The 21,332-nt window shown below is 50.1% G+C and carries 19 protein-coding genes and 1 riboswitch; of the genes, 4 read left to right on the top strand and 15 right to left on the bottom strand.

Going from position 1 to position 21,332, the window contains the following annotated elements; translation table 11 throughout:
• Positions 1 to 18: 18 nt before the first annotated feature.
• Positions 19 to 561, top strand: a complete 543-nt coding sequence (locus ACE04G_RS12530) for a hypothetical protein (protein ID WP_221819246.1) — start codon at positions 19 to 21, stop codon at positions 559 to 561.
• Between the two features lie 56 nt (positions 562 to 617).
• Positions 618 to 1,349, top strand: coding sequence for an MBL fold metallo-hydrolase (locus ACE04G_RS12525; RefSeq protein ID WP_221819245.1), 732 nt, complete (start codon positions 618 to 620; stop codon positions 1,347 to 1,349).
• A gap of 437 nt (positions 1,350 to 1,786) precedes the next feature.
• On the opposite strand, the gene ACE04G_RS12520 is transcribed toward ACE04G_RS12525, so the two are convergent.
• Positions 1,787 to 2,998 carry a PQQ-dependent sugar dehydrogenase gene (locus ACE04G_RS12520; protein WP_449004239.1) on the bottom strand — a complete coding sequence of 404 codons (1,212 nt, stop codon included), beginning with the start codon at positions 2,996 to 2,998 and terminating at the stop codon, positions 1,787 to 1,789.
• A gap of 262 nt (positions 2,999 to 3,260) precedes the next feature.
• Between ACE04G_RS12520 and ACE04G_RS12515 the strand changes: the two genes are divergently transcribed.
• Positions 3,261 to 4,349, top strand: coding sequence for a M24 family metallopeptidase (locus ACE04G_RS12515; protein WP_237176476.1), 1,089 nt, complete (start codon positions 3,261 to 3,263; stop codon positions 4,347 to 4,349).
• A 292-nt stretch (positions 4,350 to 4,641) separates the two neighbouring features.
• Here the strand turns inward: ACE04G_RS12515 and ACE04G_RS12510 are convergent, their stop codons facing one another.
• From ACE04G_RS12510 to ACE04G_RS12500, 3 genes are all read right to left on the bottom strand, one after another.
• Positions 4,642 to 4,995, bottom strand: coding sequence for a hypothetical protein (locus tag ACE04G_RS12510; RefSeq protein ID WP_449004240.1), 354 nt, complete (start codon positions 4,993 to 4,995; stop codon positions 4,642 to 4,644).
• Positions 4,996 to 5,057: 62 nt separating this feature from the next.
• Complete coding sequence (locus tag ACE04G_RS12505) at positions 5,058 to 5,741, bottom strand: queuosine precursor transporter (protein ID WP_221819238.1); 684 nt, start codon at positions 5,739 to 5,741, stop codon at positions 5,058 to 5,060.
• A 375-nt stretch (positions 5,742 to 6,116) separates the two neighbouring features.
• On the bottom strand, positions 6,117 to 7,514 hold the full coding sequence (locus ACE04G_RS12500; protein ID WP_237176479.1) for an L-cystine transporter: 1,398 nt from the start codon (positions 7,512 to 7,514) through the stop codon (positions 6,117 to 6,119).
• Positions 7,515 to 7,867: 353 nt separating this feature from the next.
• Between ACE04G_RS12500 and ACE04G_RS12495 the strand changes: the two genes are divergently transcribed.
• On the top strand, positions 7,868 to 9,568 hold the full coding sequence (locus tag ACE04G_RS12495; RefSeq protein WP_221819235.1) for a methyl-accepting chemotaxis protein: 1,701 nt from the start codon (positions 7,868 to 7,870) through the stop codon (positions 9,566 to 9,568).
• Between the two features lie 126 nt (positions 9,569 to 9,694).
• On the opposite strand, the gene ACE04G_RS12490 is transcribed toward ACE04G_RS12495, so the two are convergent.
• The 11 genes from ACE04G_RS12490 to cobD form a co-directional block, all read right to left on the bottom strand.
• Positions 9,695 to 11,239: a cobyric acid synthase gene (locus ACE04G_RS12490; RefSeq protein ID WP_449004285.1), complete on the bottom strand. Its 1,545-nt coding sequence runs from the start codon at positions 11,237 to 11,239 to the stop codon at positions 9,695 to 9,697.
• 125 nt (positions 11,240 to 11,364) lie between these two features.
• Positions 11,365 to 12,255 carry an adenosylcobinamide-GDP ribazoletransferase gene (cobS, locus tag ACE04G_RS12485; protein WP_449004241.1) on the bottom strand — a complete coding sequence of 297 codons (891 nt, stop codon included), beginning with the start codon at positions 12,253 to 12,255 and terminating at the stop codon, positions 11,365 to 11,367.
• Positions 12,252 to 12,812 (bottom strand): bifunctional adenosylcobinamide kinase/adenosylcobinamide-phosphate guanylyltransferase, encoded by a 561-nt coding sequence (cobU, locus tag ACE04G_RS12480; RefSeq protein WP_036610730.1) that lies wholly within the window; start codon positions 12,810 to 12,812, stop codon positions 12,252 to 12,254. Before cobU ends, cobS begins: the two co-directional genes overlap by 4 nt.
• On the bottom strand, positions 12,809 to 13,930 hold the full coding sequence (gene cobT, locus ACE04G_RS12475; RefSeq protein ID WP_449004242.1) for a nicotinate-nucleotide--dimethylbenzimidazole phosphoribosyltransferase: 1,122 nt from the start codon (positions 13,928 to 13,930) through the stop codon (positions 12,809 to 12,811). The genes cobU and cobT overlap by 4 nt, the downstream gene beginning before the upstream one ends.
• A gap of 45 nt (positions 13,931 to 13,975) precedes the next feature.
• A complete protein-coding gene (locus tag ACE04G_RS12470; RefSeq protein WP_339182984.1) occupies positions 13,976 to 14,788 on the bottom strand; it encodes an ABC transporter ATP-binding protein in 813 nt (270 codons plus the stop codon).
• Complete coding sequence (locus ACE04G_RS12465) at positions 14,785 to 15,831, bottom strand: FecCD family ABC transporter permease (RefSeq protein WP_221819228.1); 1,047 nt, start codon at positions 15,829 to 15,831, stop codon at positions 14,785 to 14,787. Before ACE04G_RS12465 ends, ACE04G_RS12470 begins: the two co-directional genes overlap by 4 nt.
• On the bottom strand, positions 15,828 to 16,826 hold the full coding sequence (locus ACE04G_RS12460; protein ID WP_091033535.1) for an ABC transporter substrate-binding protein: 999 nt from the start codon (positions 16,824 to 16,826) through the stop codon (positions 15,828 to 15,830). Before ACE04G_RS12460 ends, ACE04G_RS12465 begins: the two co-directional genes overlap by 4 nt.
• 406 nt (positions 16,827 to 17,232) lie before the next feature.
• Positions 17,233 to 17,381: riboswitch (cobalamin riboswitch) on the bottom strand.
• A gap of 147 nt (positions 17,382 to 17,528) precedes the next feature.
• Positions 17,529 to 18,215: a histidine phosphatase family protein gene (locus ACE04G_RS12455; RefSeq protein ID WP_449004243.1), complete on the bottom strand. Its 687-nt coding sequence runs from the start codon at positions 18,213 to 18,215 to the stop codon at positions 17,529 to 17,531.
• The gene (gene cbiB / locus ACE04G_RS12450; RefSeq protein WP_449004286.1) at positions 18,206 to 19,186 is read right to left on the bottom strand and encodes an adenosylcobinamide-phosphate synthase CbiB; all 981 of its coding nucleotides are present in this window, start codon (positions 19,184 to 19,186) and stop codon (positions 18,206 to 18,208) included. Before cbiB ends, ACE04G_RS12455 begins: the two co-directional genes overlap by 10 nt.
• 44 nt (positions 19,187 to 19,230) lie before the next feature.
• Positions 19,231 to 20,061, bottom strand: a complete 831-nt coding sequence (locus ACE04G_RS12445) for an adenosylcobinamide amidohydrolase (RefSeq protein ID WP_449004244.1) — start codon at positions 20,059 to 20,061, stop codon at positions 19,231 to 19,233.
• A complete protein-coding gene (cobD, locus tag ACE04G_RS12440) occupies positions 20,058 to 21,209 on the bottom strand; it encodes a threonine-phosphate decarboxylase CobD (RefSeq protein ID WP_449004245.1) in 1,152 nt (383 codons plus the stop codon). The genes ACE04G_RS12445 and cobD overlap by 4 nt, the downstream gene beginning before the upstream one ends.
• Between the last annotated feature and the right edge of the window lie 123 nt (positions 21,210 to 21,332).

Here is a 21,332-nt window from a genome sequence, read left to right as displayed (position 1 = left end):
TTTCATGGGAGGACAAGTATGCTGACCAAAGAAGATTTTAAAAAAGTAAAAAAACAAGCCAAACTTGAAATCGCACTACTCGAACAGGAATATCAGGAAATCTTGCAGAACGTTGACTCTACGCTGTATGAAAAATACGGTATTTTGGACAAAGAAGAAACACGTGATCTCACCCGAAAACGCAAAAACCGAAGATATGCTTCACTCGTCATCGAACTATGCGCCATTACTGAACAAATGTTACATCAACTGTACAGAGACGTATATCAGAAAAAGTTTAATTCGACCCAGCTGATGAAAACTCCTGCCTACCGTGCACGCTCCAACATGGAGATTATTCAGTCCGAACTGAGTAAAGAGTTCATTGCTCTGGAATCCGAAAAGGAACACTTCGCTGAAGCCCTTAGCCTGGTGTTTCAGACGAGGAATAAACTTGTTCATGATAACTTCTCATTTGTCACCATCGTTAAGGATGGCAGTAATGAGGAAGAAACGTTCGAAGCGCTGCTCCATACCGTAAAAAAATATAGAAAACACTTGAAATATAATCGCCCTGAATAACAACAATCATCGCTTAAAAAGAAAAGGAGGTGTACCGGACTACGGTCCGGATAACCATGAGCCATCCATCAACTTCGATTACTGTGCTAAATCTCCAGATTCCCACACCTTCCGGGAACAGCCCCATCTTCCCCGTCATGCTTCGTGATAAAGATGGCGTTACCCTGGTGGATACAGGCATGATTGGACAATTCGCTGAACTTCAATCCGCATTGGAACAAGAGGGCGTACAGCTCTCGGACGTCAAACGTGTGATTATTACTCATCAGGACATCGATCATATCGGTAACTTGGGTGCTCTTCTGGATGCCATCCCTGATCTGGAAATCTGGGCACATGCCGATGAGATTCCATATCTAACAGGTGAGAAACCTTTGATCAAATTCACGCCTGAACGTCGTGCTCTGCTGCCCGCGCCCGTTTTGGCACTGGCAGACCAACTGCTCTTACAGCTGCCTGAAGTGAACATCAGCAGAACTCTGGCGGACGGAGACTTGTTACCCCTTCAAGGTGGTACACAGGTCATTCATACACCGGGACATACACCAGGTCATATCTGCCTGTATTTCGGGGAGCAACAGTTCCTGCTCGCTGCCGATGAACTTCGTGTGGTCGATGATGAACTGGTTGGCCCTGCACCACAAGCGACACCGGACATGCCTGAAGCGCTGCGAAGCCTGAAGAAACTGACCAACCTTAAGCTCAATAAAGTCCTCTGTTATCACGGTGGAGAGTACATGAATGACCCGGCTCAGCGAATTGCCACTCTTGCAGAGAGCGCAGAGTAGTAAAGAACGCGGACTGGTGAGTGTTTTTGGAACGATAACGCTTCCTATTAACGCTGGTTCTCTTCGTGGGCATTGTGCGTTGTAGCTCATTCAAGATTAGGATGACACATACATTACAATCAAGGAGCTGTCCCATAAGTCATGAATTTGACGGGGACAGCTCCTTTGATTAATTAACCATGTGCATCTACTACTGCACTGGTGTTGTTTGTAACGAATCTCAGACTACGAACGCCACCAAACCTCTATTCAAGGTGCGTCAGGTTCGTTAGAAAAATTTTATTGAATGCGATTCAGATTCAGGGCACTTCAGGGCTTTGACTCAAGTTGAGTGGTAACCGTTCGTTTTAAACTTACTTCATCCTCACCCTTACGGGGATACCAATCCGGTTCGACACTGTCCTGCAACACTGATTTTATCTCCCCTGACTCCAGACTTAACTCTCTGGAGTAAGCACTATCAGCTTGTCATCTCCATCTCGTGGCGATCCTCGTCCATCCCGATTGTTCGTAAGCACATATAACTTCCCGTCCTCGCCAGCACTCACATTGCGAATTCGACCCCATTCATCTTCGAAGAGGGGTTCCACCTTCTTCACCTGTGTGCCATCTTCCGAAAGAGTAACCTTCAGCAACTGCTCTCCACGCAGATTCGCAGCAATCAGAGATCCAGCCCAAGGACCTTCTTCTACAAAAGCTACACCAGACGGCGCCCATGTATCATTCCCACTATGTGCAAGCGGAGCCTGATATGCGTCGTTGCCATCGTCGTCTCCCTCCACCTCAGGCCAGCCATAATTCTCTCCAGCTACAATCCGGTTAATCTCATCGTGATTCCGCTGCCCATGCTCGGTAGAATACAGATAACCGTTGTCCGGGTTCCATGCCAGTCCCTGTGCGTTGCGGTGTCCCATACTGTATACAGGTGAATTCGGCCATGGGTTGTCTGCCGGGATCGATCCGTCGAGACCAATCCGCAATATTTTACCGCCAAGGCTATCTTTGTTCTGTGACAGTTCCGGTTCATAACGCTCACCTGTCGTGATATAGAGCAACTTGTCCGGGCCAATTTTGATCCGCCCACCGTTATGATTTGTTCCGCCTGGAATGTTACCAAGCAGCTCTTGATCTATGACCGCTTTGCCATCATTCACCTTGAGACGTAATACTCGATTGGCAATGTCGTCGCCTTCCAGATAGGAGTGATATGCATACAGATAACCGTTATCCTCGAAGTCCGGATCAGCCGCAAGACCCAACAGACCTCCTTCACCTTCTTCATTAAACGGGGCTGAGAATTCAATCAGTGGTTCAGGAGCAAGTTTTCCATCCTCAATGACCCGAATCGCACCAGGGCGTTCCGTTACAAACATCCGACCATCAGGCACACTCACAATCTCCCATGGTGCATTCAATCCTTCAACCAGAACAGAAGCCTGATACGGAATAACCGTCTCTCCCTGCGCTCCACTCTCATTTCCACTTGCACCGTTATTACCTCCATTCGCTGTCTGTCCCTGACCTGTTCCCTGTCCCTGAGACGTCTGCTCTGTTCCTCCCGTAGAAGGTTCGCCTGAAGAACATGACGCGGTTAACAGTGCCACACTTAATAATGAAGCATACAGCGGAACGGTTACTCGATTATTCATGATTACATCTCCCTTCGTATTTCGTTCTTTTGTATAAAATAAATAAGCCAAGCTTCAACGTATTGTTGATGTATTGTTCGCTATAGTTGAGGTGTTATTATTCATCGGTAAAGCGGTTTCGCCCTGTATTACCCTTCACACCAGCCGCTTAAACCGAGAATTCAAGGTATTCCGAGGATATGAAATCACCGCAGTTTGGAATTCCATCATAATCTTTTATAATAGAAGGATAGTATGAATGGAAAGGTGGACAACTACACTTATGAATCAAAACCCTTTATCTCGTCTTGAAGCCGATCTGTCCGGGCAAGGATTGGACGCCATGCTGATCACAGATCCAAAACATATCTACTATTTAACTGGATTTGCGAGCAATCCGCATGAACGCTTCCTAGGTCTGGTTCTCGCACGCGGCGAAGAGCCCCTGTTGATTGTACCTGCGCTCGATGCTGAAGCTGCCGCAGCCGCTTCCTCGGTATCCAATATTGCCACTCACACGGATACGGATAATCCATACGCTTTGTTTGATCGTTATCAGGGGCGCCTGGGACGAGTAGGTCTCGAAAAAGAATATGTGACAGTATCACGTTATGAACAGCTGACCGCCGCTCTAGGTGCTGCCAGCTTTGAAGATGTGGGCCCCCTGCTTCGCACATTACGTGTGAAAAAAACACCTGATGAGGTTGCCCGCATTCGCCACGCCATTCATCTGATTGAAGAAACATTACGTCAAGGCCTCTCTCATGTTCGTACAGGTGTAACCGAGATTGAACTTGTCGCCGAGATGGAGTATCAGATGAAAAAGCTGGGTGCCGATGGCCCTTCCTTTGATACCATGGTGCTCACGGGACCCAAAACAGGTCTGCCACACGGTACACCAGGTGAACGGAAACTGCAACATGGTGACCTGTTGATGTTTGATATGGGTGTCTATGCTGGAGGATATGCCTCGGATATCACACGTACATTCGCCTTTGGTGACATCTCACCTGAACTCAAAACCATCTATAACACTGTGCTCGCAGCGAACGAAGCTGCTATCCAAATCGTGAAACCAGGCATTACCTGCGCCGAAGTGGATCGTGCAGCACGCCAGGTCACGGAAGAAGCGGGATACGGCGAACGTTTTATGCATAGAGTAGGCCATGGACTCGGTATTGACGTACATGAGTATCCTTCTCTCCATGGAGAGAATATGGACATCCTGAATGAAGGTACCGTATTCACGATTGAACCGGGCATATATACCGCAGCAGGCGGCGTCCGTATCGAAGATGATGTCATTGTGACCGAGACTGGTGTGGAAGTTCTGACAACATATCCAAAAGAACTGCAAATCCTTACCGACTAATGTAATTGGATCTATGTCAAAAACAGCCCAGATACATTAATGCTCAGCCGATATTTATGCATCATGAACTAAACTGCACGAAACTGTGCTGAACTGTATCTTCTAAATAATATACTCCTTTCGCGTACGCCTCAGGCCTGTATACAGAAAAAGTAGCAAGTACACACGCGAACACAAAAATCCCGCAAATCCATGAATATCATGGGTTGCGGGATTGTAATTAATACAAAGCATATCCTAGATTACTCCGTCTGCATTCTACGTAATCTTATTCCTGCTCACTCATTTACCATTAACCAAACTCATGCGTGATATCCTGCCAAGACTCCAGCTGTGGCAGCTGTTGCTTCCCCCAGTAATCCAGAAAACATTGAATAATCCCGGTTGGATCTGTTGTGCTGCAGCTGTAATGCCGGAAACCGTCCTCGCCTTCCTGCAAACGAATCTCTGCCACCATTTGCCCTGGTTCCTCAAGCGCAGCAGCCTGCATATACATACTTCCCTCCACCACCTCCGAAGGTTTAAGTACTACGTATTCATGCAATTCCAGATTGGAGATCAACTCCACCAATAACGAGGCATTAATACTATCATTCTCGTAGGTTGTGCCATTGCTTTCCAGTGTATAACGCAGTGTAGAGTACATGTTCGATTCCCCTTTGGTTGAAATCATCGTTGGCTAATGATACACGCTCATAACGATATTGTCTAAGCCTCATCCTTAAACTTAAAGCTGCGTGCAGCATACAGAAACGGCGTTCCAACCGCAGTTAATACAAATTTAATAATATACGTCGTCAGGAAGATTTCCAGCCAAACATCCCAAGGGTAGATGAACGCAAACGCGATCGCGCAGAACACCAGTGTATCCACGAATGAACTGATGATCGAACTACCGTTGGTGCGTATCCACAACTGATTGCGTCCTGGGGCTACCTTGCGTAACCAGGAGTACAATCGTACATCCAAGAACTGACTGATGAAGTATGCCGTCAGACTTCCGAGGGCCAGACGTGGCAGCAGACCAAACAATGTTTTCATCGAATCCTGTGCAAAGTCCGTTGGTGCCGGTTCAAAAAACAACACCATCTGCATCAGAACCGTAGTCATAATCAACGTGAAAAAACCGAACCATACGGCTTTGCGTGCCTCACCTGGTCCATATTTCTCATTGAGCAGATCACTGGTCAGGTACATGCTGACATACATCGTGTTGCCTAACGTCAGTACGATTCCCATAATATCTATCGTTTTGGTCACCTGAATGTTGGCTATAACCGTAGCCACACCAATCCAGGCATAGAGACCTTTTTTACCGAACAAGCGGTAACACAACAGGAAAAATCCATAAGTTACGAGAACAAAAACTGCTCCCCACCCTAAGTTAAACATAAATACATACACTGCCTTCCTAGTTTTGATTACGCGGGATGGTTACGAACCGCGGTTTGGCTCAGGGCCAAAACATGAATACTCTATCACATTTCTCGCCCCATGAACAGAACTAAATAACTCCAAGTGTGCCTGAGTGACTACGAACCCGCCTATACTCCTCCCGTGTCCCTCTCGACCATACTAGTTTTTCCTACCTCTATTGCCCTTGCACCGTGTATAGAAAAAGAAGACTGCTTCACCACTGTGCACAGCATAGTTTGATTGCCGTAAAAAAACCGCCCTCCGGATTCCTCCGAAGGACGGCTTTTCTCACTTGATTTGTAGACGGCTCTAGCTATCTTAATGTGAGTTTCTATCTAATCCATTCTGTAATTAAGCCTGAGCCGCAGAATCCAGCTCACGGCTCTGATCGTTAAACGTGTCCCGATCGTTTTCTTTCAAAATTTTGCTGGTTACAAGTCCAGAAGTCATGGACCCGTTCACGTTAAGCGCTGTACGGCCCATGTCGATCAGCGGCTCCACGGAAATGAGCAGTCCAACCAGAGCCACAGGCAGATTCATGGTGGACAATACGATCAGGGAAGCGAAGGTTGCCCCGCCGCCAACGCCAGCCACACCAAACGAACTGATCATGACTACGAGGATCAAAGTCACAATGAAGTCCCAGCTCAGCGGGTCGATGCCGACCGTCGGAGCAATCATCACCGCCAGCATGGCCGGATAGATCCCGGCGCAGCCGTTTTGCCCAATCGTAGCACCAAAGCTTGCAGACAGGTTCGCAATGCCGTCCGATACGCCGAGTTTCTTCGTCTGTGTCTCCACATTCAGCGGGATCGCTGCTGCACTTGAACGGGATGTGAAGGCAAATACCAGTGTTGGCAGCACCTTCTTCAAATACGTAATCGGGTTGAACCCGGACAGCGAGATAATGATCAGGTGAATAATAAACATCACGATGAGGGCCACGTAGGACGCAATGACGAATTTGATGAGCTTTAATATCTCTTCCGCATTGGTTGTCGCCGTTACCTTTGTAATCAGTGCTAGAATCCCGTAAGGCGTAAGCCTCAGAACCAGCGTAACAATTCGCATAACCACCGCATATACCGCATTAACCATACCGCGGAACGTCTCCGCCTGCTGAGGTTTTTTGCGATCCAGTCCAAGTACGGCTACACCGATGAACGCGGAGAAGATAACCACCGCCAGTGTGGATGTACGACGTTCTCCTGTCATATCTGCAAATGGATTCGAAGGAATGAATTCCAGCACTTGCTGCGGGATTGTCTGATCCTTCACATCAACAAGCCGTTCCTCCACCTTCTGAATCTGCGCATTCTCCCGGTCTCCTCCTTGAATCTCAATGGAAGTCAGGTTAAAGCCAAGGCTCGTTACAATGCTGACACCTGCGGCAATCGCTGTGGTGATCAACAGAATGGCAATAATGGAAACACTCATCTTGCCGAGATTTTGCTTGCCCTTCAGATTCATAATGGCTGAGATGATCGACACCATGATTAATGGGATCACGACCATTTGTAACAAACGAACATATCCTGAACCGACCAGATTGAACCAATCGACTGATTTTGTAACTACATCAGAGCCTGATGTGTACACCAATTGAAGAATAACCCCGTAAACAATCCCCAGTCCCAGACCCGCAAATACGCGTTTCGTAAAGGAGATATGCTTTTTCTGCATCCAGTAGAGGATGCCAAGTAAAACAAGCATAACCACTACATTCAATATGACTAGAAAAGTATCCATTTCTTTAAATCCTCCTCAGGCATGTGTGTAACCGGAACATATCCGGTTTTCTCTTCTATCTTTTGTACTTCCGACAAAGACATTTTACAATATAACATATAACAAACTATTCTGGTAGGTATTAATTGATATTATGTAATATGCATGTAATAGATTCATGTATTTCTGAAAAAAAATACACCAAATCGTGAAAATTGTTCTATTCAACCTCCGGTTAATTTTGTAATATAGGTATATCCGCTTATTCCCAAGTTTTCTCAATGTATAATTTAGGTCTTTCTTCATTGGTAGATAGGTCTTATGAATACGGAAAAGCGACAATGTTAATGAACTTGACGTGAAAGGATGATCATATGTTTCGTAATCGCACCGTTGCCGGTAAAATCAGAGGCACCTTGTTCCTCGTTCTGCTGGTTGCTTCCCTGTTGTTCAGTATCAGTTTCTACGCCGTTTCGATGAATATTATTCAAAGCTACGTGCTCCCGCAGTTTGACAAAGTCCTAAACACGTCCATTCAGGATATATACAAAAATACTTCAGCTTCCAAAATCCTACAGGTACAGAGTGGCGGAGCCGGTTCTGAAGGTGCTGCCATGACCGTGGAATCGTACCTGGCAGATAAAGCAAAAGAACATAATCTGGATGCGGCTTACGTTGTTGCTATTCAAGATGGCTCAGCCAAAGTCGTTGTGGCCAACCCTTCTTCAAACATGAAAGCCCAGGATGAGATTAGTGTAGAACCCGCAATGAATGCAGCTATTGAGAACAAAGAAATGGTAATCAGTGAGGTCTACTCCGATTCCTTTGGTGTACATAAAGCAGCCTTTATCCCCATTGCAGGAAGTAACATGATTATGGCTGTGAGCATGGATGCCCAGTTCATTCAAGACAAGATTACCCAGATTTTCTGGTTGTGTCTGGGGATTACAGCATTAGTGTTTGTGCTCGGCTGGCTTATCTCCACTAGTATGATCAAAAGAGTTACCAAACCAATCATCAAGCTCGTCCAACATAGCAAACAAATATCCCAAGGTGATCTGACCGCTAAACTAGAGATCAAAGGTAAGGATGAAATTGCCCAGCTTGCCGCAAGCTTCCAGACGATGACGCATAACCTGAAAGAAATGATTAGCCGTGCCTTGTCCACTTCCAATGAAGTTGTGTCAGGCTCCAATGACCTGCTTCAGCGGGTTGAATCGATGTCCGGTATGGTTCGAAACTCCAGCCGCTCCGCAGAAGATGCCGAAAAAGGCAGCATCAGCATTGCGTCAAGCGCATCCGAGAACGCCAGAGCTATGGAAGAAATTACGCAGGGTATCATGCATATTGCTTCTTCTTCCGCTGAAGTGTCTGACCAGATTGGTGAAGCAGCCAACGAGGCAGTTAACGGTAACCGACTGGCTCAGAATGCCATTGAGCAGATGGAGCGTGTAGGCCAGACAGCAAGCGAATCGTTGCGTTATGTGGAAACTATGAATGAACGTTCGGTAGCTATCGGCACCATTGTTGCTTCCATTTTTGAAATCACCAAACAGATTAACATGCTGTCACTCAACGCCTCCATCGAAGCAGCACGTGCCGGAGAGCATGGCCGCGGATTCGCTGTTGTTGCTGGAGAAGTTCGTAAACTTGCCGAGCAATCCAAGACAGCAACCGAAGAAATTTCGGATTATCTGGGTACCATTCGTGAAGACGCTGAACGCTCCGTTGACGCCATGAACCGTGTAACCCAGGAGATTGGTTCAGGCACAACTGTCGTTCAACAAGCAGGATCAGCCTTCCAACAGCTGAATGAATTGATTCAGAACGTGAATCTGACCATCCAGACCGTCTCTGCTTCTACACAACAAGTATCTGCTGGTGCTGAAGAAGTGAGTGCATCCGTAGAAGAAACGGCACAGATTACGACCAAATCCCGTGAGAGCATGTTACAGATTGCTTCAACAGCAGACCTTCAGCTCAGCGAGATGGATTCCCATTCGAATACAGTTCGTCATCTGCATGAACAAGCTGTAGAGCTTCAATCCGCCATGAAAAATTTCAAAATAAACTAACAGGTTAACCATTAACCTATCATCACCTGTTTTAAACCTCATATAATCATAGGATATACAATACCCCCATGCCGCTAACATTCCGTTTCTAGAGAACGGGTTGTCAGACATGGGGGTATTGTTGTTTCACTCGGGTGCCTGAACACCCATAATCTCGTACACGCGCTTCATATCCAATGCCGAACGCAACGATTCGGCTACCCGATCGAACTCCATCTCCTTACGTTCATGCGCACTATACGTCTCCTGAAGTGGAGCCAGTCCCTTTCCTTCACGCAAGGCATTCAGCCACGAACGTCGGAATTGATCACTTTCAAACAAACCATGCAGGTAGGTTCCCCACACGCTGCCATCTACTGAGCCCCAGCCTTCTTGGAAAGGTTGACCACCTGGATGTGAGATTTCAAACAACGCGGTTACACGCTCAGGCTCGTGGCACTCCGTAACCCCCATATGAATCTCATATCCATTAATAGATAATGAAGCATCTGTTACATCTCGATCACCATACAGACGAATCGGGTGACCAGGCTGCACCCGTCCGGAAGCTCTGACGGTCTGCTTTTCCTGAAGAAACGTTGTCGATAGCGGGAGCCAGCCAAGTCCTTTTGCTTCCTGGATCTGATTCGCCTCCACAGCAAACGGGTCCTTCAGATGACGTCCCAGCATCTGGTATCCGCCACATATTCCTACCAGCTGAACATGCTCACGCTCGGTCTGACTGGCAATCGCCTGCTCCAGCCCAGACTCACGCAGAAATGCCAGGTCACCTATGGTATCCTTTGTACCCGGTAGAAGAATGGCATCCGGACTACCCAATTCCTCTGGCGAGGTCACGTACCGTACATTCACATCCGGTTCACGGGAAAGTGCATCAAAGTCTGTAAAGTTGGAAATTCGCGGATATCGGATCACCGCCAGATCCAGCTCGGTTTTGCCGGGTTTACCATGACGCATGGAGTCCAGCACCACTGAATCCTCTGCTTCAATCTGAATATCTCTTATGTAAGGCAATACCCCTAATACTGGAATGCCTGTCCGTTCTTCGAGCCAGTCGAGTCCTGGTTGCAACAGGGACAGATCACCGCGGAACTTGTTGATAATGAACCCTTTGACACGCGCGACCTCATGGGGTTCCAGCAGCTCCAGCGTACCTACAATGGAAGCAAACACTCCGCCCCGATCAATATCGGAGATCAGAATCACCGGCGCATCGGCCCAGCCTGCCAGATTCATGTTGACGATATCCCGGTCCTTCAGATTGATCTCGGCCGGACTGCCCGCTCCTTCCATCAGCACAATATCATAGGTATCCCGTAGCCGATTCAACGCATCCATAACCGTCTGCTTTGCTTCAGGCAGGAAATGCTGACGGTAGTCCGATGCACTCATCTGGGCAAATGGTACACCACGTACCACGATCTGCGAATGCATGTCCCGCACCGGCTTGATCAGGATTGGATTCATGTCGGTTGTCGCCTCAATACCGCAGGCTTCAGCTTGTGCCCCCTGAGCCCGACCAATCTCCTTGCCATCTTCCGTCACATAGGAATTCAGTGCCATATTCTGTGACTTGAACGGAGCAGGCTTGAAGCCATCCTGCTTAAAAATCCGGCACAATGCCGTTGTGATGACACTTTTGCCTACATCGGAAGCCGTTCCTTGCAGCATCAGTACCGCCGCTGGTTGTGATGGCCTATTCTCCACGCTCTCTCCCCCTGTCTCCGTGTTATCTCCAGATCACCTTGCTCCCAACCTCATGCGTAACACTTTCATACTGCTTCATACTTCAAAAGTTACAGCCAGAACAGTCCTTGAAGCACACTCAGCACGATTAACAATGCCGCCTCCAGCAACTCATTCATAGCACCATACGTATCCCCGGTTAAACCGCCGAGCCGTTCACTGATCCGGGTAGCCACGAATCGGCCGATATAATAACACGCTACAGGCAGTATAATTACTGCCGCCACCGGGTATAGCCACCATGGCAGTGTACCCAGACCACTCACCATCGCATCCGCAATCCCCATATCCGGCTTGAAAAGCCACACCGCGGCAAACGTAATTGCCCCTGCGATTAAGGTCAGGCCCACAGCTGAACTTCGTGCACGCTGGACCTCCTTCCGCTCACCCAGACCTTTGAACAATACGGCAAGTCCATCATCTTCGCGCGCATTCGGCCAGGCCGACATCGCATACACCATGAACCAGCGGCTCCAGATCATGGGCAGGATCAGCAGCGCACCGTACACCCAGTGGCCCTGGGCAATAAAATCGGCGATCAGCGCAGCCTTCATCATCAGAAGCAACACGCAGGCGATCACGCCCATTGCCCCGACACGGCTGTCCTTCATAATCTCCAGCATCCGTTCACGGGTACGATAACTGAGCAAGCCATCCGCCGTATCCATCCATCCGTCAAGATGGAGCCCTCCGGTTAGCCATACCCATAACGTCAGGGTCAGGACGGCAGCCGGAAAGGCCGGAAGCACTGCACCACTTAAGGCTCCCGCGAGCCAGACACACAGACCAATCGCTGCACCGACCAGCGGATAAAAGACTACACTTTCCCGCAGCAGTGGCGGGACAAAATCGATTTGCATTTTGACAGGGAAACGGGACAAAAATTGAAAAGCGGCTGCCGCCGCATGTTTGCGCTGAGGAGCAGGCGTGCCATCCTTCATAAGCGGTACTCCTTGCTTTTTAGTTCAATCGCAATACCTACGGTCACCAGAAACACTTCACCGCATATCGCCGCAATACGCTGATTCAGTACACCGGCCAAATCCCGATATTTCCTGCCAAGGGCATATTCCGGTACGATCCCGTCCCCCACTTCATTCGTAACCAGAACAAGTAACCCGGGATAGGTTCGAATCGCTTCAACCAGCGCATCCAAATGTCCCTGTAACACCTGCTTCTCGTCATGCTCATGCGCTAACAAAACATTTGTCAGCCACAGCGTCAGGCAATCCACCAGAATGGTGGGTGCAGAAGTCCCTGTATGCCCTTCACCCATACGGCTTATCAAAGCAGGTAGATGTATCGGCTCTTCTGTTGTATGCCACAGATACCCTGATGCCTCCCGCTGATGCTGATGCATGGCGATGCGCTCACGCATTTCATCATCGTACGCCTGAGCTGTCGCCACATACCAGGCCTCAGAGGAACGCTGCATGCAGAGACGCTCGGCAAAGGAGCTTTTGCCACTGCGTGCGCCGCCTGTCACCAGTACGCTCATCGAGAACTCTCTCCTTGCAGGGATGAATCAACCGACGCAGCGGAGTCCGAAGCATGGCTTGCCCCGTCCGAGACACCCGCGCTTGCAAAAGTCGCCATCTCGTTCAGAATGAGACATGCTGCGTCAATCAGATGAAGACTGAGCACGCCGCCTGTGCCTTCACCCAGACGCATGTCCAGATCCAGCATCGCTTTCAGGTCCAGTTCACGCAGCAGCGCTCCATGTCCATTTTCGTGTGACGTATGAGAAGCGATCATATAGGCTGTGCTCAGAGGTGCAAGTTGTCTCGCCACCAGCGCTGCCGCGGTAGAGATGAACCCGTCTACAACGACCGGGCAACGATGAGCAGCTGCTGCGAGAATAACCCCTGTGAGTCCGGCAATCTCCAGTCCACCCACCTTGCACAGAACATCCAGTGCATCTTCCGGGTTCGGTGTGTTTACGCTAAGCGCCCGGCTGACTACAGCAGCCTTGCGCTGCAAGCCTGCATCATCAATGCCGGTTCCTCGCCCCACGGCGGCAGCTGGTGCAACTCCGGTTAACGCGCTCATTACCGCAGCACTTGCAGTAGTGTTGCCAATTCCCATCTCCCCGGTGACAAACAGCTGTGTTCCCTTCGCCACCTCTGCCGCTACAACTTCGGCTCCTGCAAGGATGGCCCGAACTGCCTCATCCCGGGTCATCGCTGCCCCTCGGGCCATGTTGGCCGTGCCTTTGCGAATTTTACGGGAAAGCAGGCCCGGATGTTCCAGATCGGCATTCACACCGATATCCACACAGATCACATCAGCTACGGCGTGACGAGCAAGCACATTCACCGCAGCGCCTCCAGCAAGGAAATTCAGGACCATCTGCGGGGTCACTTCAGCAGGAAAAGCACTGATGCCCTCTTCCACTACGCCGTGATCTGCGGCCATGACAATGACCGCTCTGTGATCAAAACGCGGACGTGCATTGCCCGTCATGCCTGCCAGGCGGATCACCAGCTCTTCCAATTTGCCCAGGCTCCCGGGCGGCTTCGTCAACGAATCCACATACGCAGAGGTTTCTGCCGCGACTTCCTGATCAGGAGCAGTAATCTTACTTGTTAAATGCTCCAACACCTGTTCATTATTCATACAACCAGCACTTCCTTCATCAAAATATGGGTTGCCCCGCTTCATTTAATCGATGTCCCGCCGCAGCAGCAGTTGAGGTATGGCATGGTCGGGATGGGAGACAATCGCGGGTTTGACGCGAAATATGTCCTGGATGTTCTCATCGTTGATCAACGTATGAGGCGTGCCCTTTCCAACCGTCAATCCCTCACGCAGCGCCAGAATGTGATCGCAAAATAATGCGGCCAGATTCAGATCATGCAGCACAGCCACAATTGTAATGTTAGTCCTCTGTCGCCATGCCGATAACAATTCCATGAATTGCAATTGATATTTAATATCCAGAAACGTAGTCGGCTCGTCCAGTAGCAGTAACCTCGGCTCCTGAGCCATAACTTTGGCTAGTGCGACCCGCTGCCGTTGCCCGCCACTGAGTGCGTCCAGCGGTCTGTCCGCCAGCTCTGTCAATCCCAGGTCTTCGAGCACCCTGTCCACCACAAGTGCCCCATCACCCGTTTCCCGCCCCAGCCAGTTCTGGTACGGATATCGCCCCATCTCCACCACGTCTCGCACGGGATAGGAGATAGCTGGCAAGCCATCCTGCTGCAATACAGCGATCATGCGCGACAGGTCCTTACGGCTGTAAGAGCCGATGTCTCGACCATCAATATGGATCTGACCTTCGCTTAACTGTTCCGTTCCGGCAATAAGCTGAATCAAGGTGGACTTGCCGCTGCCGTTTGGTCCGACAACTCCCCACCAGTCACCTTCGCCAACATGCCAGTCTACATTGCGCAGTGCCTGATGATTGCCATATGACTTCCCTGCTCCCTTAATGGAGATAAGTGAAGTCGAGTTGGAACTGTTACTGGAATTCATGGCATCATCCCCTTCTGCAACTTTTTGTTCCGGTGCAGCAGGTAAGCAAAGAACGGCGCACCAACAAAGGCGGTGACGACACCAAGCGGAATTTCAGTTGGCGCCAACAACGATCTTGCGATGGTATCGGCCCACACCATGAAGATCGCTCCACCAATGGCAGACAAAGGTACCAGCAGTCGGTAATCCGGCCCCACCAGCAGCCGCAACATATGCGGGATCACCAACCCAACGAATCCGATGACACCCGATACCGAGACAGCACCTGCGGTCAGCAGTGTGCCAACTGCTAGCACTGACAGCTTGAGCTTGTCCACTCCGATCCCGATATGTGCGGCTTGACGTTCTCCCAGTGCAAGCACATTCAACGAGCGTGCGCGGCTCCAGAGAAAGACCAGCCCTAGCAGAAAATACGGGAAAAGGATGGCCGTATACGACCACCCACGCAGAGCCAGACTTCCCATCGTCCAGTATATAATTTCATTAATCGTCTGTTTCGACATGGTCGACAGGAAGGAAACAACTGCGCCCAGGAAACTTTGCATGACCACACCAGCCAGAATGAGGCTATGTGTAGGTATTTTACGCCCTTCACGAGCCAGTGCCATAACAAACCATAACGTGATTACACCCGTCAAAAACGCAATCAAAGGCAACGTCCAGATCCCAATCAGTGCATACTGCAATCCGAAGAAAATCAGAAAGGCTGCACCCACCGAAGCACCGGATGATACACCAAGCGTGAACGGGTCTGCCAGCGGGTTCCGAAGAACCCCCTGGAATCCCGCACCGGCAATCGCCAACGATGCGCCCACGAGCACGGCAAGCAGTACACGTGGGAATCTGACTTTCCAGATAATCTGTTCGGCTGCCTTATTCCAATCCGGTGTAATCCAATCGCCCACCCAGGGAATTTTGTGAATCAGGATGCCTGCAATATCCCGGATCGGCAACGCTACTGAACCAATGCCCGTGCAGATGAGCACGGTGAGCACCAGCAGCACCATGCCCGTCGTTCCGAACAGGATCAGCTTTTTACTCATTGGAACAAGTCAGGGTAGATCGCTTTGGCTACTTCTTTCAACCCTTGAGTTACACGTGGACCCGGACGGCTCAGCAGGTTGGCATCCAGGCCAATAACCGCGTCATTTTTCACAGCCGTAATTTGATCCCAGCCGCTGCGCGCCTTGATGATCTGATCCAGTGTTTTAGAGTTTTCGTCAATTACATCGTTGGCATACAGGATCACATCCGGGTTGGAGGCAATCACGTTCTCTTCGTTAATTTCATACCAGCCCTCTTTGTCGGAAGCAATATTGCTACCACCGGCTACAGTGATGAGTTCATCCATGAATTCGCCTTTACCCACAGTCCAGCCTGGGGAGAATTCAACGTATACTTTTTTCTTCTCTTCCGGTTTAACTGCCTTCACCGCTTCGGTTACATCTGTCACATCCTGTTTCATCTGTGTGATGATCTCCTGAGCTTTTTCCTGATGATCGGTAATTTTACCGAAGGTTTCGATATTATTCATCACATCGTCAATGGATTTAGGATCCGTTTTGAAAATGGTAATGCCCAGTTCGCGCAGCTTCTTCACCGCATCCTCACTCATCGAGATACCTGTGAAGACAATGTCGGCTTCAGCTGCAATGATGGACTCTTCATTGGGCTTAGTGATACCGCCCATTTTCGCTTTGGTTGTTGCCGCTTCCGGATAATCGTCATAGTCGGATACACCAACGATTTGATCGTCCAATCCAAGGGCAAACAGGGATTCCGTCTCAGCTGGAGACACGGATACGATTTTGGCTGGTGCCTTTTCAAAGGTGAATGATTCACCCGTTGCATCCGTAACGGTAAGCGGATACTGTGTTTTGAGATCCGTTTGCGCCTGGCCTTGGGACTGCTCCTGTGCCGGTTGCTGTGAAGTACCTGTGCCCTCGTTTGTTGTTGCATTGCCACATCCGGCCAAAGCCAGTGCAAGTGCCGCTGCACTTAGCAGTGACGCTACGCTTTTCCAATTCTTGAAATTCATTCTGTTATTCTCCCCTTCTCTATTTGTACTATTTTCTTGCATCGTGCTCGAACCCTTATTCCCCATGTCTTGGTGTTCCTGTACAAGTAAAACCCATCCATTTTACACAAGTCCACTCCGATTGCAGTACCATCTTCCGATCGCTGTTATCCCCAGATTTTTTTGATTCCCTTTTCGAAAGGGAAAATCCGGGGATAAAGGCGAACACTCCGTTTCTTCAGATCGGTTCTGCACTCTTCGTTAGCGTGTAAAAGTTCGGTTTTTTTACATGAACAATAAAAAATCCCCAATCCATACGTCCAGGATCAGGGATGACGTCTCGCATATGGCGATCTGTACATGTTCAACCAAGGGTTGTCCATGCGCATAGAATAGCCCGAAACGCTGTCCTTTCCTCGAAGGAACACCGGTTTGTACGTCCAGGGCAGGTAACCTGACTTACAGGAATCATCCTGTTTTACAGTGGCGGGACCGTGCCGGATTTGCACCGGCTTCCCCATTTCACCCTTGTGTGTTCATGACTCATACTAATTTGCCATGAAAACAGCCTTCACACGCGGGACCCTTGGTCGCTGATATGGTAAACCATTGCCGTGTAACTTCTGCATGCTGCATACTCCTTCAGGCTTCACATCCTGCAGCGTATCTGTATCCATACTGAAGTCACACTTCTGTTGTGATTATAGGGTATATTGTACATCCTTACAACCCGATCGGCGGAAAAGTCACTCTGCTGCCAGACCACTGATTCCCCTGTTGATCAAGCTGAACCTGAATCGCCTGTCCCGGTACGACATGTGTATCCCAGAACCCAATCTCGGCAATCAGACGGGACAAGGCATACCGGATGACACCACCATGTGTGACCACAACTATGGTTGGCACTTGCCCCTCATCAACGTGCATCGAAGGACGATCCTCCAACAACATCTCTTGGAGAAAGGAATCCAACCGTCCGGTAAACTCCTGCCACGATTCCCCGCCGGGCGGAGTGACCTCCTGCGGGGTATCAATCCAGTTTCGGTACATAGGGTTATCCTTAAGCTGATCATACGTCAGCCCTTCCCACTGTCCAAAATAATTCTCGCGCAGGCGCGAGTCGAACTTCACCTGTCCGCTGGCATCAGGAAGAATCTGTTCCAGCGTCTGTCGGCAGCGAAGCAGATCACTGCAATATACCTCATTCCACGAAACACCGCTCAATTGTTCATGAAGCGGAGCCAGCTCTTCTTTGGCATTTGGCAGCAGACCGATGTCGGTATGCCCCAGATATCTTTTTTCCACATTCCACAACGTTGTCCCATGACGGACCCACAGAATGTTTCGTTTCAGCGGCCCAGGCTGATTCATATGTACTTCATTGCCTGCATTTCCTTCATTTATGACCATAGCAGCCTACCTCCTGCCAGCCACACACCCAGCGTTATGAACAAGCATAGTACCACAAAAGCCCCTGCCGACCAGAACATCAGGCGTGACGTTTGCACAATATCCTCGGCTTCCATCGGCCGTGTGGCTTCACCCATGTAGGCACGAAATGAAGCAACTCCGTGATACACGTTATGTCCGCCAAGCCGGATGCCCAGTGCTCCAGCCACCGCTGATTCGGGAAAACCGCTATTCGGACTTGGATGTAATCTTGCATCCCGTGCAACCATGCGTGCTGCTCCTTTGGCGTCCAGCTTCATGACCCAGGCACCCACGATTAACAGAATCGCGGTCAGCCGGGCAGGTATCCAGTTCGCCACATCATCCAGACGGGCCGAGGCCCAGCCAAGATGCAGATACTTGTCATTTTTATATCCGACCATGGAATCCAGCGTGTTGACGGCACGATAAGCCATGGCAAGCGGAGCGCCTCCAATGAGCGCATAGAATAACGGGGATACAATGGCATCCACGATATTTTCGGCCACCGTCTCTACCGTTCCCCGCACAACCTCCGGTTCATCCAGATGAGCCGTATCACGCCCAACAATCATGCTCAGTGAAGTTCTGGCCGCCGGCCAATCCTGCTGCTTCAGATGACGATACACTTCCATACCTGCATCCTTCAGCCCTTTTGAAGCAATGGTTGTTGCAATGAGCACCACTTCAGCTGCCGCTGCAATGACAGGATGAATCAGCCCAAGCACATATACGAGTCCCCACGTGATGGCAAAAGAACTCCCCGCGATCACCATCGGGAATAACAGCCCGGCTCTCTTCAGCCCCGAATCTGTGCGCACACGCGAGCGAATGACACGCTCCAACGCCGAGATGCCTTTTCCCATGCCAATGACCGGGTGGGGAATCCAGCGTGGATCTCCGATACATCGGTCCAACAGGTACGCAAGTATAATAATCCAGGCTCCCGCCATGCCTGTCCAGAACGGCCAGGTCCATAGATGCTCCACATCAAAAGTCATTTGTGCCTGATCCTCTCTTTCCATAACAGTCCGGCCCGAAGGCTTTCCGTCACCGTGTCGTATACCAATCTGCCAATCGCTGCCCCTGCCGTAGTCGCTGTTCCGGCATAAGTGATCATCGGCTGAGGTTCCTCCACTGCCTGACGTACCGCAAACACAATGGCATCGGTTGTGGTGCCGGTGGCGGGCAACCCGTTCTCCGAATCCGGAACACCCGCATCCGCCAGCGCTGCCGCTTTGGCTTCCACCGCCGTCTGTACCGCATTCACCATCGCCCCGGTGGTCATGCGTCCATTCAACCAGAGCATGATGTTAATTGTACCCGGGACATAGGGTGGGAACGTTAGATTCTGTGCTGAAGGAGCAGAGTGCTCCCGGCCGGAAGACATCGTCTTATTTCCCGCCGTATCAAATACCGTTCTCTCCGACCCCGCGCGTGCGGCATTCGATACACCCGCAGTGGTGCAGCACAGAAGACCAAATTCATTACATGTATATTCCTGAATGGAGGTATGCTCCAGTCTTACGGCCGTCAATAATCCGGCACATTGATCCCGCGGCTCTTGCCATTCGTTCAGCGCTTGTTCGATATCACGCGGCGGATCATCACAGCGGTAATGCCTGTCCACATAGATGTTAAATATGCGATCCAGTTCAAACATCCCGCCGCCATATACCGCACTCGACAGCGCTTGGGCTACCCTTGGACTCTGTGCTTTGATATGTCGTTCATGTGCAGATATGTTCAGTCCCGGCCAGGAAGAGGAAGCATATTCATTCTCGTCTGTTTCTCCATTCGCAAAGTAGTTATAAAACGGGAGTGTCACTGCCGCTCCCCTCCCTGTTCCTCATCTTTCGTCTGATCAACATTCGGATATCCCTTGATTTCCAGCACGCTGCCCAGCACTTTGAGTAATGTGGCATTGGCGTCTGCATCCTTGACCGCGAAACGTACATGCCCTTCGTCAAGCCCCGGATACATGGCACAGCTGCGAATCAGGATACCTCTTCGACCCAGCACCTCCTGCATTGATGCCGCTGTCCAAGGGGCCGGCACACGTACCAAAATAAAATTCGCCTCTCCCGGTGTCACCGCATATCCGTACGCCTTCAGTCCTGCGATGAGATGACCCCGTTCCCCCGTGATCTGTGATATGGTCTCCTGTTCGTACCGTTCTCCGCTGCGCAGACAGGCTTCACCTGCCATGAGCGCCAGACCGTTGACACTCCAGGTCACCTGTTTCTTTGTCATCGCCTGAATGTATTCGGCACGGCCCAGAGCATATCCGAGACGCAAACCCGGAATGGCATAAAACTTTGTCATCGAGCGAATGATGATTACATTCGGATAGTCATTCAGATGTGCTGCCAGAGACTGACGCCGGTCTACCGGAATAAAATCCATAAAGGCCTCGTCAATGACAAGTACGGTTCCCGTTTCTTCCGCTTTGCGGGCAAGCCTTTGTAATACCTCAAGTGGATATTGTACACCGTTTGGATTGTTGGGCTGGCCGAGGAAGAGCAAGTCTACCTTTTCCATGAGCTGCTCGATGTCCTCGGGTTCCGCTCGCCACGCCAGTTCTTCTCTTCCCTCCGTATGCACAACCTCGGCACCAAATTGTCGTGCCAACGACCGGTACTCCGAAAATCCCGGTTCCACCGTACCCACCTTGCGCGGGGCAAGTCCCAGCAGAATGAGCGCCATGCTTTCGGCTGCACCGTTGCCCACGGAAATCTGCTCCTGCATTACACCAAGACGCTCGCTCAGCAGTGCTTTGAATCCCCGATGTGCCGGATCGGGATACCGAATCACCGACTGCAATCCTTGCTGTATAGCCTCCAGCACCCCTCCCGGCGGACCGAGCGGATTAATGTTGGCACTGAAATCCAGAAAATCAGTAGCTTCCCTCCCAAATCGTGACGCAGCCGTCTCCACGTCCCCGCCATGTCCGAACACTTCGATATAACCGGTCATTCTTCCGTCATCCTTTCTGTATGTCCTTTTTATTATGGATGGCACGGGAGGTGTGGGTCAATCCTGTTTTCTTTGTGTCCCAACCATAATTCGTTTACAATAGAAGAGGAATTTCGGTTCCTT

The organism is Paenibacillus sp. AGC31 (assembly GCF_057334655.1).
Note: the sequence above shows the minus strand (reverse complement) of the source record. Positions and strands in the feature narration are given on the sequence as shown.

Bases quoted from the DNA above. Each gene is read 5' to 3' on its own strand.
- ACE04G_RS12530 (WP_221819246.1), top strand. From the start codon at position 19: ATGCTGACCAAAGAAGATTTTAAAAAAGTAAAAAAACAAGCCAAACTT.
- ACE04G_RS12525 (WP_221819245.1), top strand. From the start codon at position 618: ATGAGCCATCCATCAACTTCGATTACTGTGCTAAATCTCCAGATTCCC.
- ACE04G_RS12520 (WP_449004239.1), bottom strand. From the start codon at position 2,998: ATGAATAATCGAGTAACCGTTCCGCTGTATGCTTCATTATTAAGTGTG.
- ACE04G_RS12515 (WP_237176476.1), top strand. From the start codon at position 3,261: ATGAATCAAAACCCTTTATCTCGTCTTGAAGCCGATCTGTCCGGGCAA.
- ACE04G_RS12510 (WP_449004240.1), bottom strand. From the start codon at position 4,995: ATGTACTCTACACTGCGTTATACACTGGAAAGCAATGGCACAACCTAC.
- ACE04G_RS12505 (WP_221819238.1), bottom strand. From the start codon at position 5,741: ATGTTTAACTTAGGGTGGGGAGCAGTTTTTGTTCTCGTAACTTATGGA.
- ACE04G_RS12500 (WP_237176479.1), bottom strand. From the start codon at position 7,514: ATGGATACTTTTCTAGTCATATTGAATGTAGTGGTTATGCTTGTTTTA.
- ACE04G_RS12495 (WP_221819235.1), top strand. From the start codon at position 7,868: ATGTTTCGTAATCGCACCGTTGCCGGTAAAATCAGAGGCACCTTGTTC.
- ACE04G_RS12490 (WP_449004285.1), bottom strand. From the start codon at position 11,239: ATGCTGCAAGGAACGGCTTCCGATGTAGGCAAAAGTGTCATCACAACG.
- cobS (WP_449004241.1), bottom strand. From the start codon at position 12,255: ATGAAGGATGGCACGCCTGCTCCTCAGCGCAAACATGCGGCGGCAGCC.
- cobU (WP_036610730.1), bottom strand. From the start codon at position 12,812: ATGAGCGTACTGGTGACAGGCGGCGCACGCAGTGGCAAAAGCTCCTTT.
- cobT (WP_449004242.1), bottom strand. From the start codon at position 13,930: ATGAATAATGAACAGGTGTTGGAGCATTTAACAAGTAAGATTACTGCT.
- ACE04G_RS12470 (WP_339182984.1), bottom strand. From the start codon at position 14,788: ATGAATTCCAGTAACAGTTCCAACTCGACTTCACTTATCTCCATTAAG.
- ACE04G_RS12465 (WP_221819228.1), bottom strand. From the start codon at position 15,831: ATGAGTAAAAAGCTGATCCTGTTCGGAACGACGGGCATGGTGCTGCTG.
- ACE04G_RS12460 (WP_091033535.1), bottom strand. From the start codon at position 16,826: ATGAATTTCAAGAATTGGAAAAGCGTAGCGTCACTGCTAAGTGCAGCG.
- ACE04G_RS12455 (WP_449004243.1), bottom strand. From the start codon at position 18,215: ATGGTCATAAATGAAGGAAATGCAGGCAATGAAGTACATATGAATCAG.
- cbiB (WP_449004286.1), bottom strand. From the start codon at position 19,186: ATGGCGGGAGCCTGGATTATTATACTTGCGTACCTGTTGGACCGATGT.
- cobD (WP_449004245.1), bottom strand. From the start codon at position 21,209: ATGACCGGTTATATCGAAGTGTTCGGACATGGCGGGGACGTGGAGACG.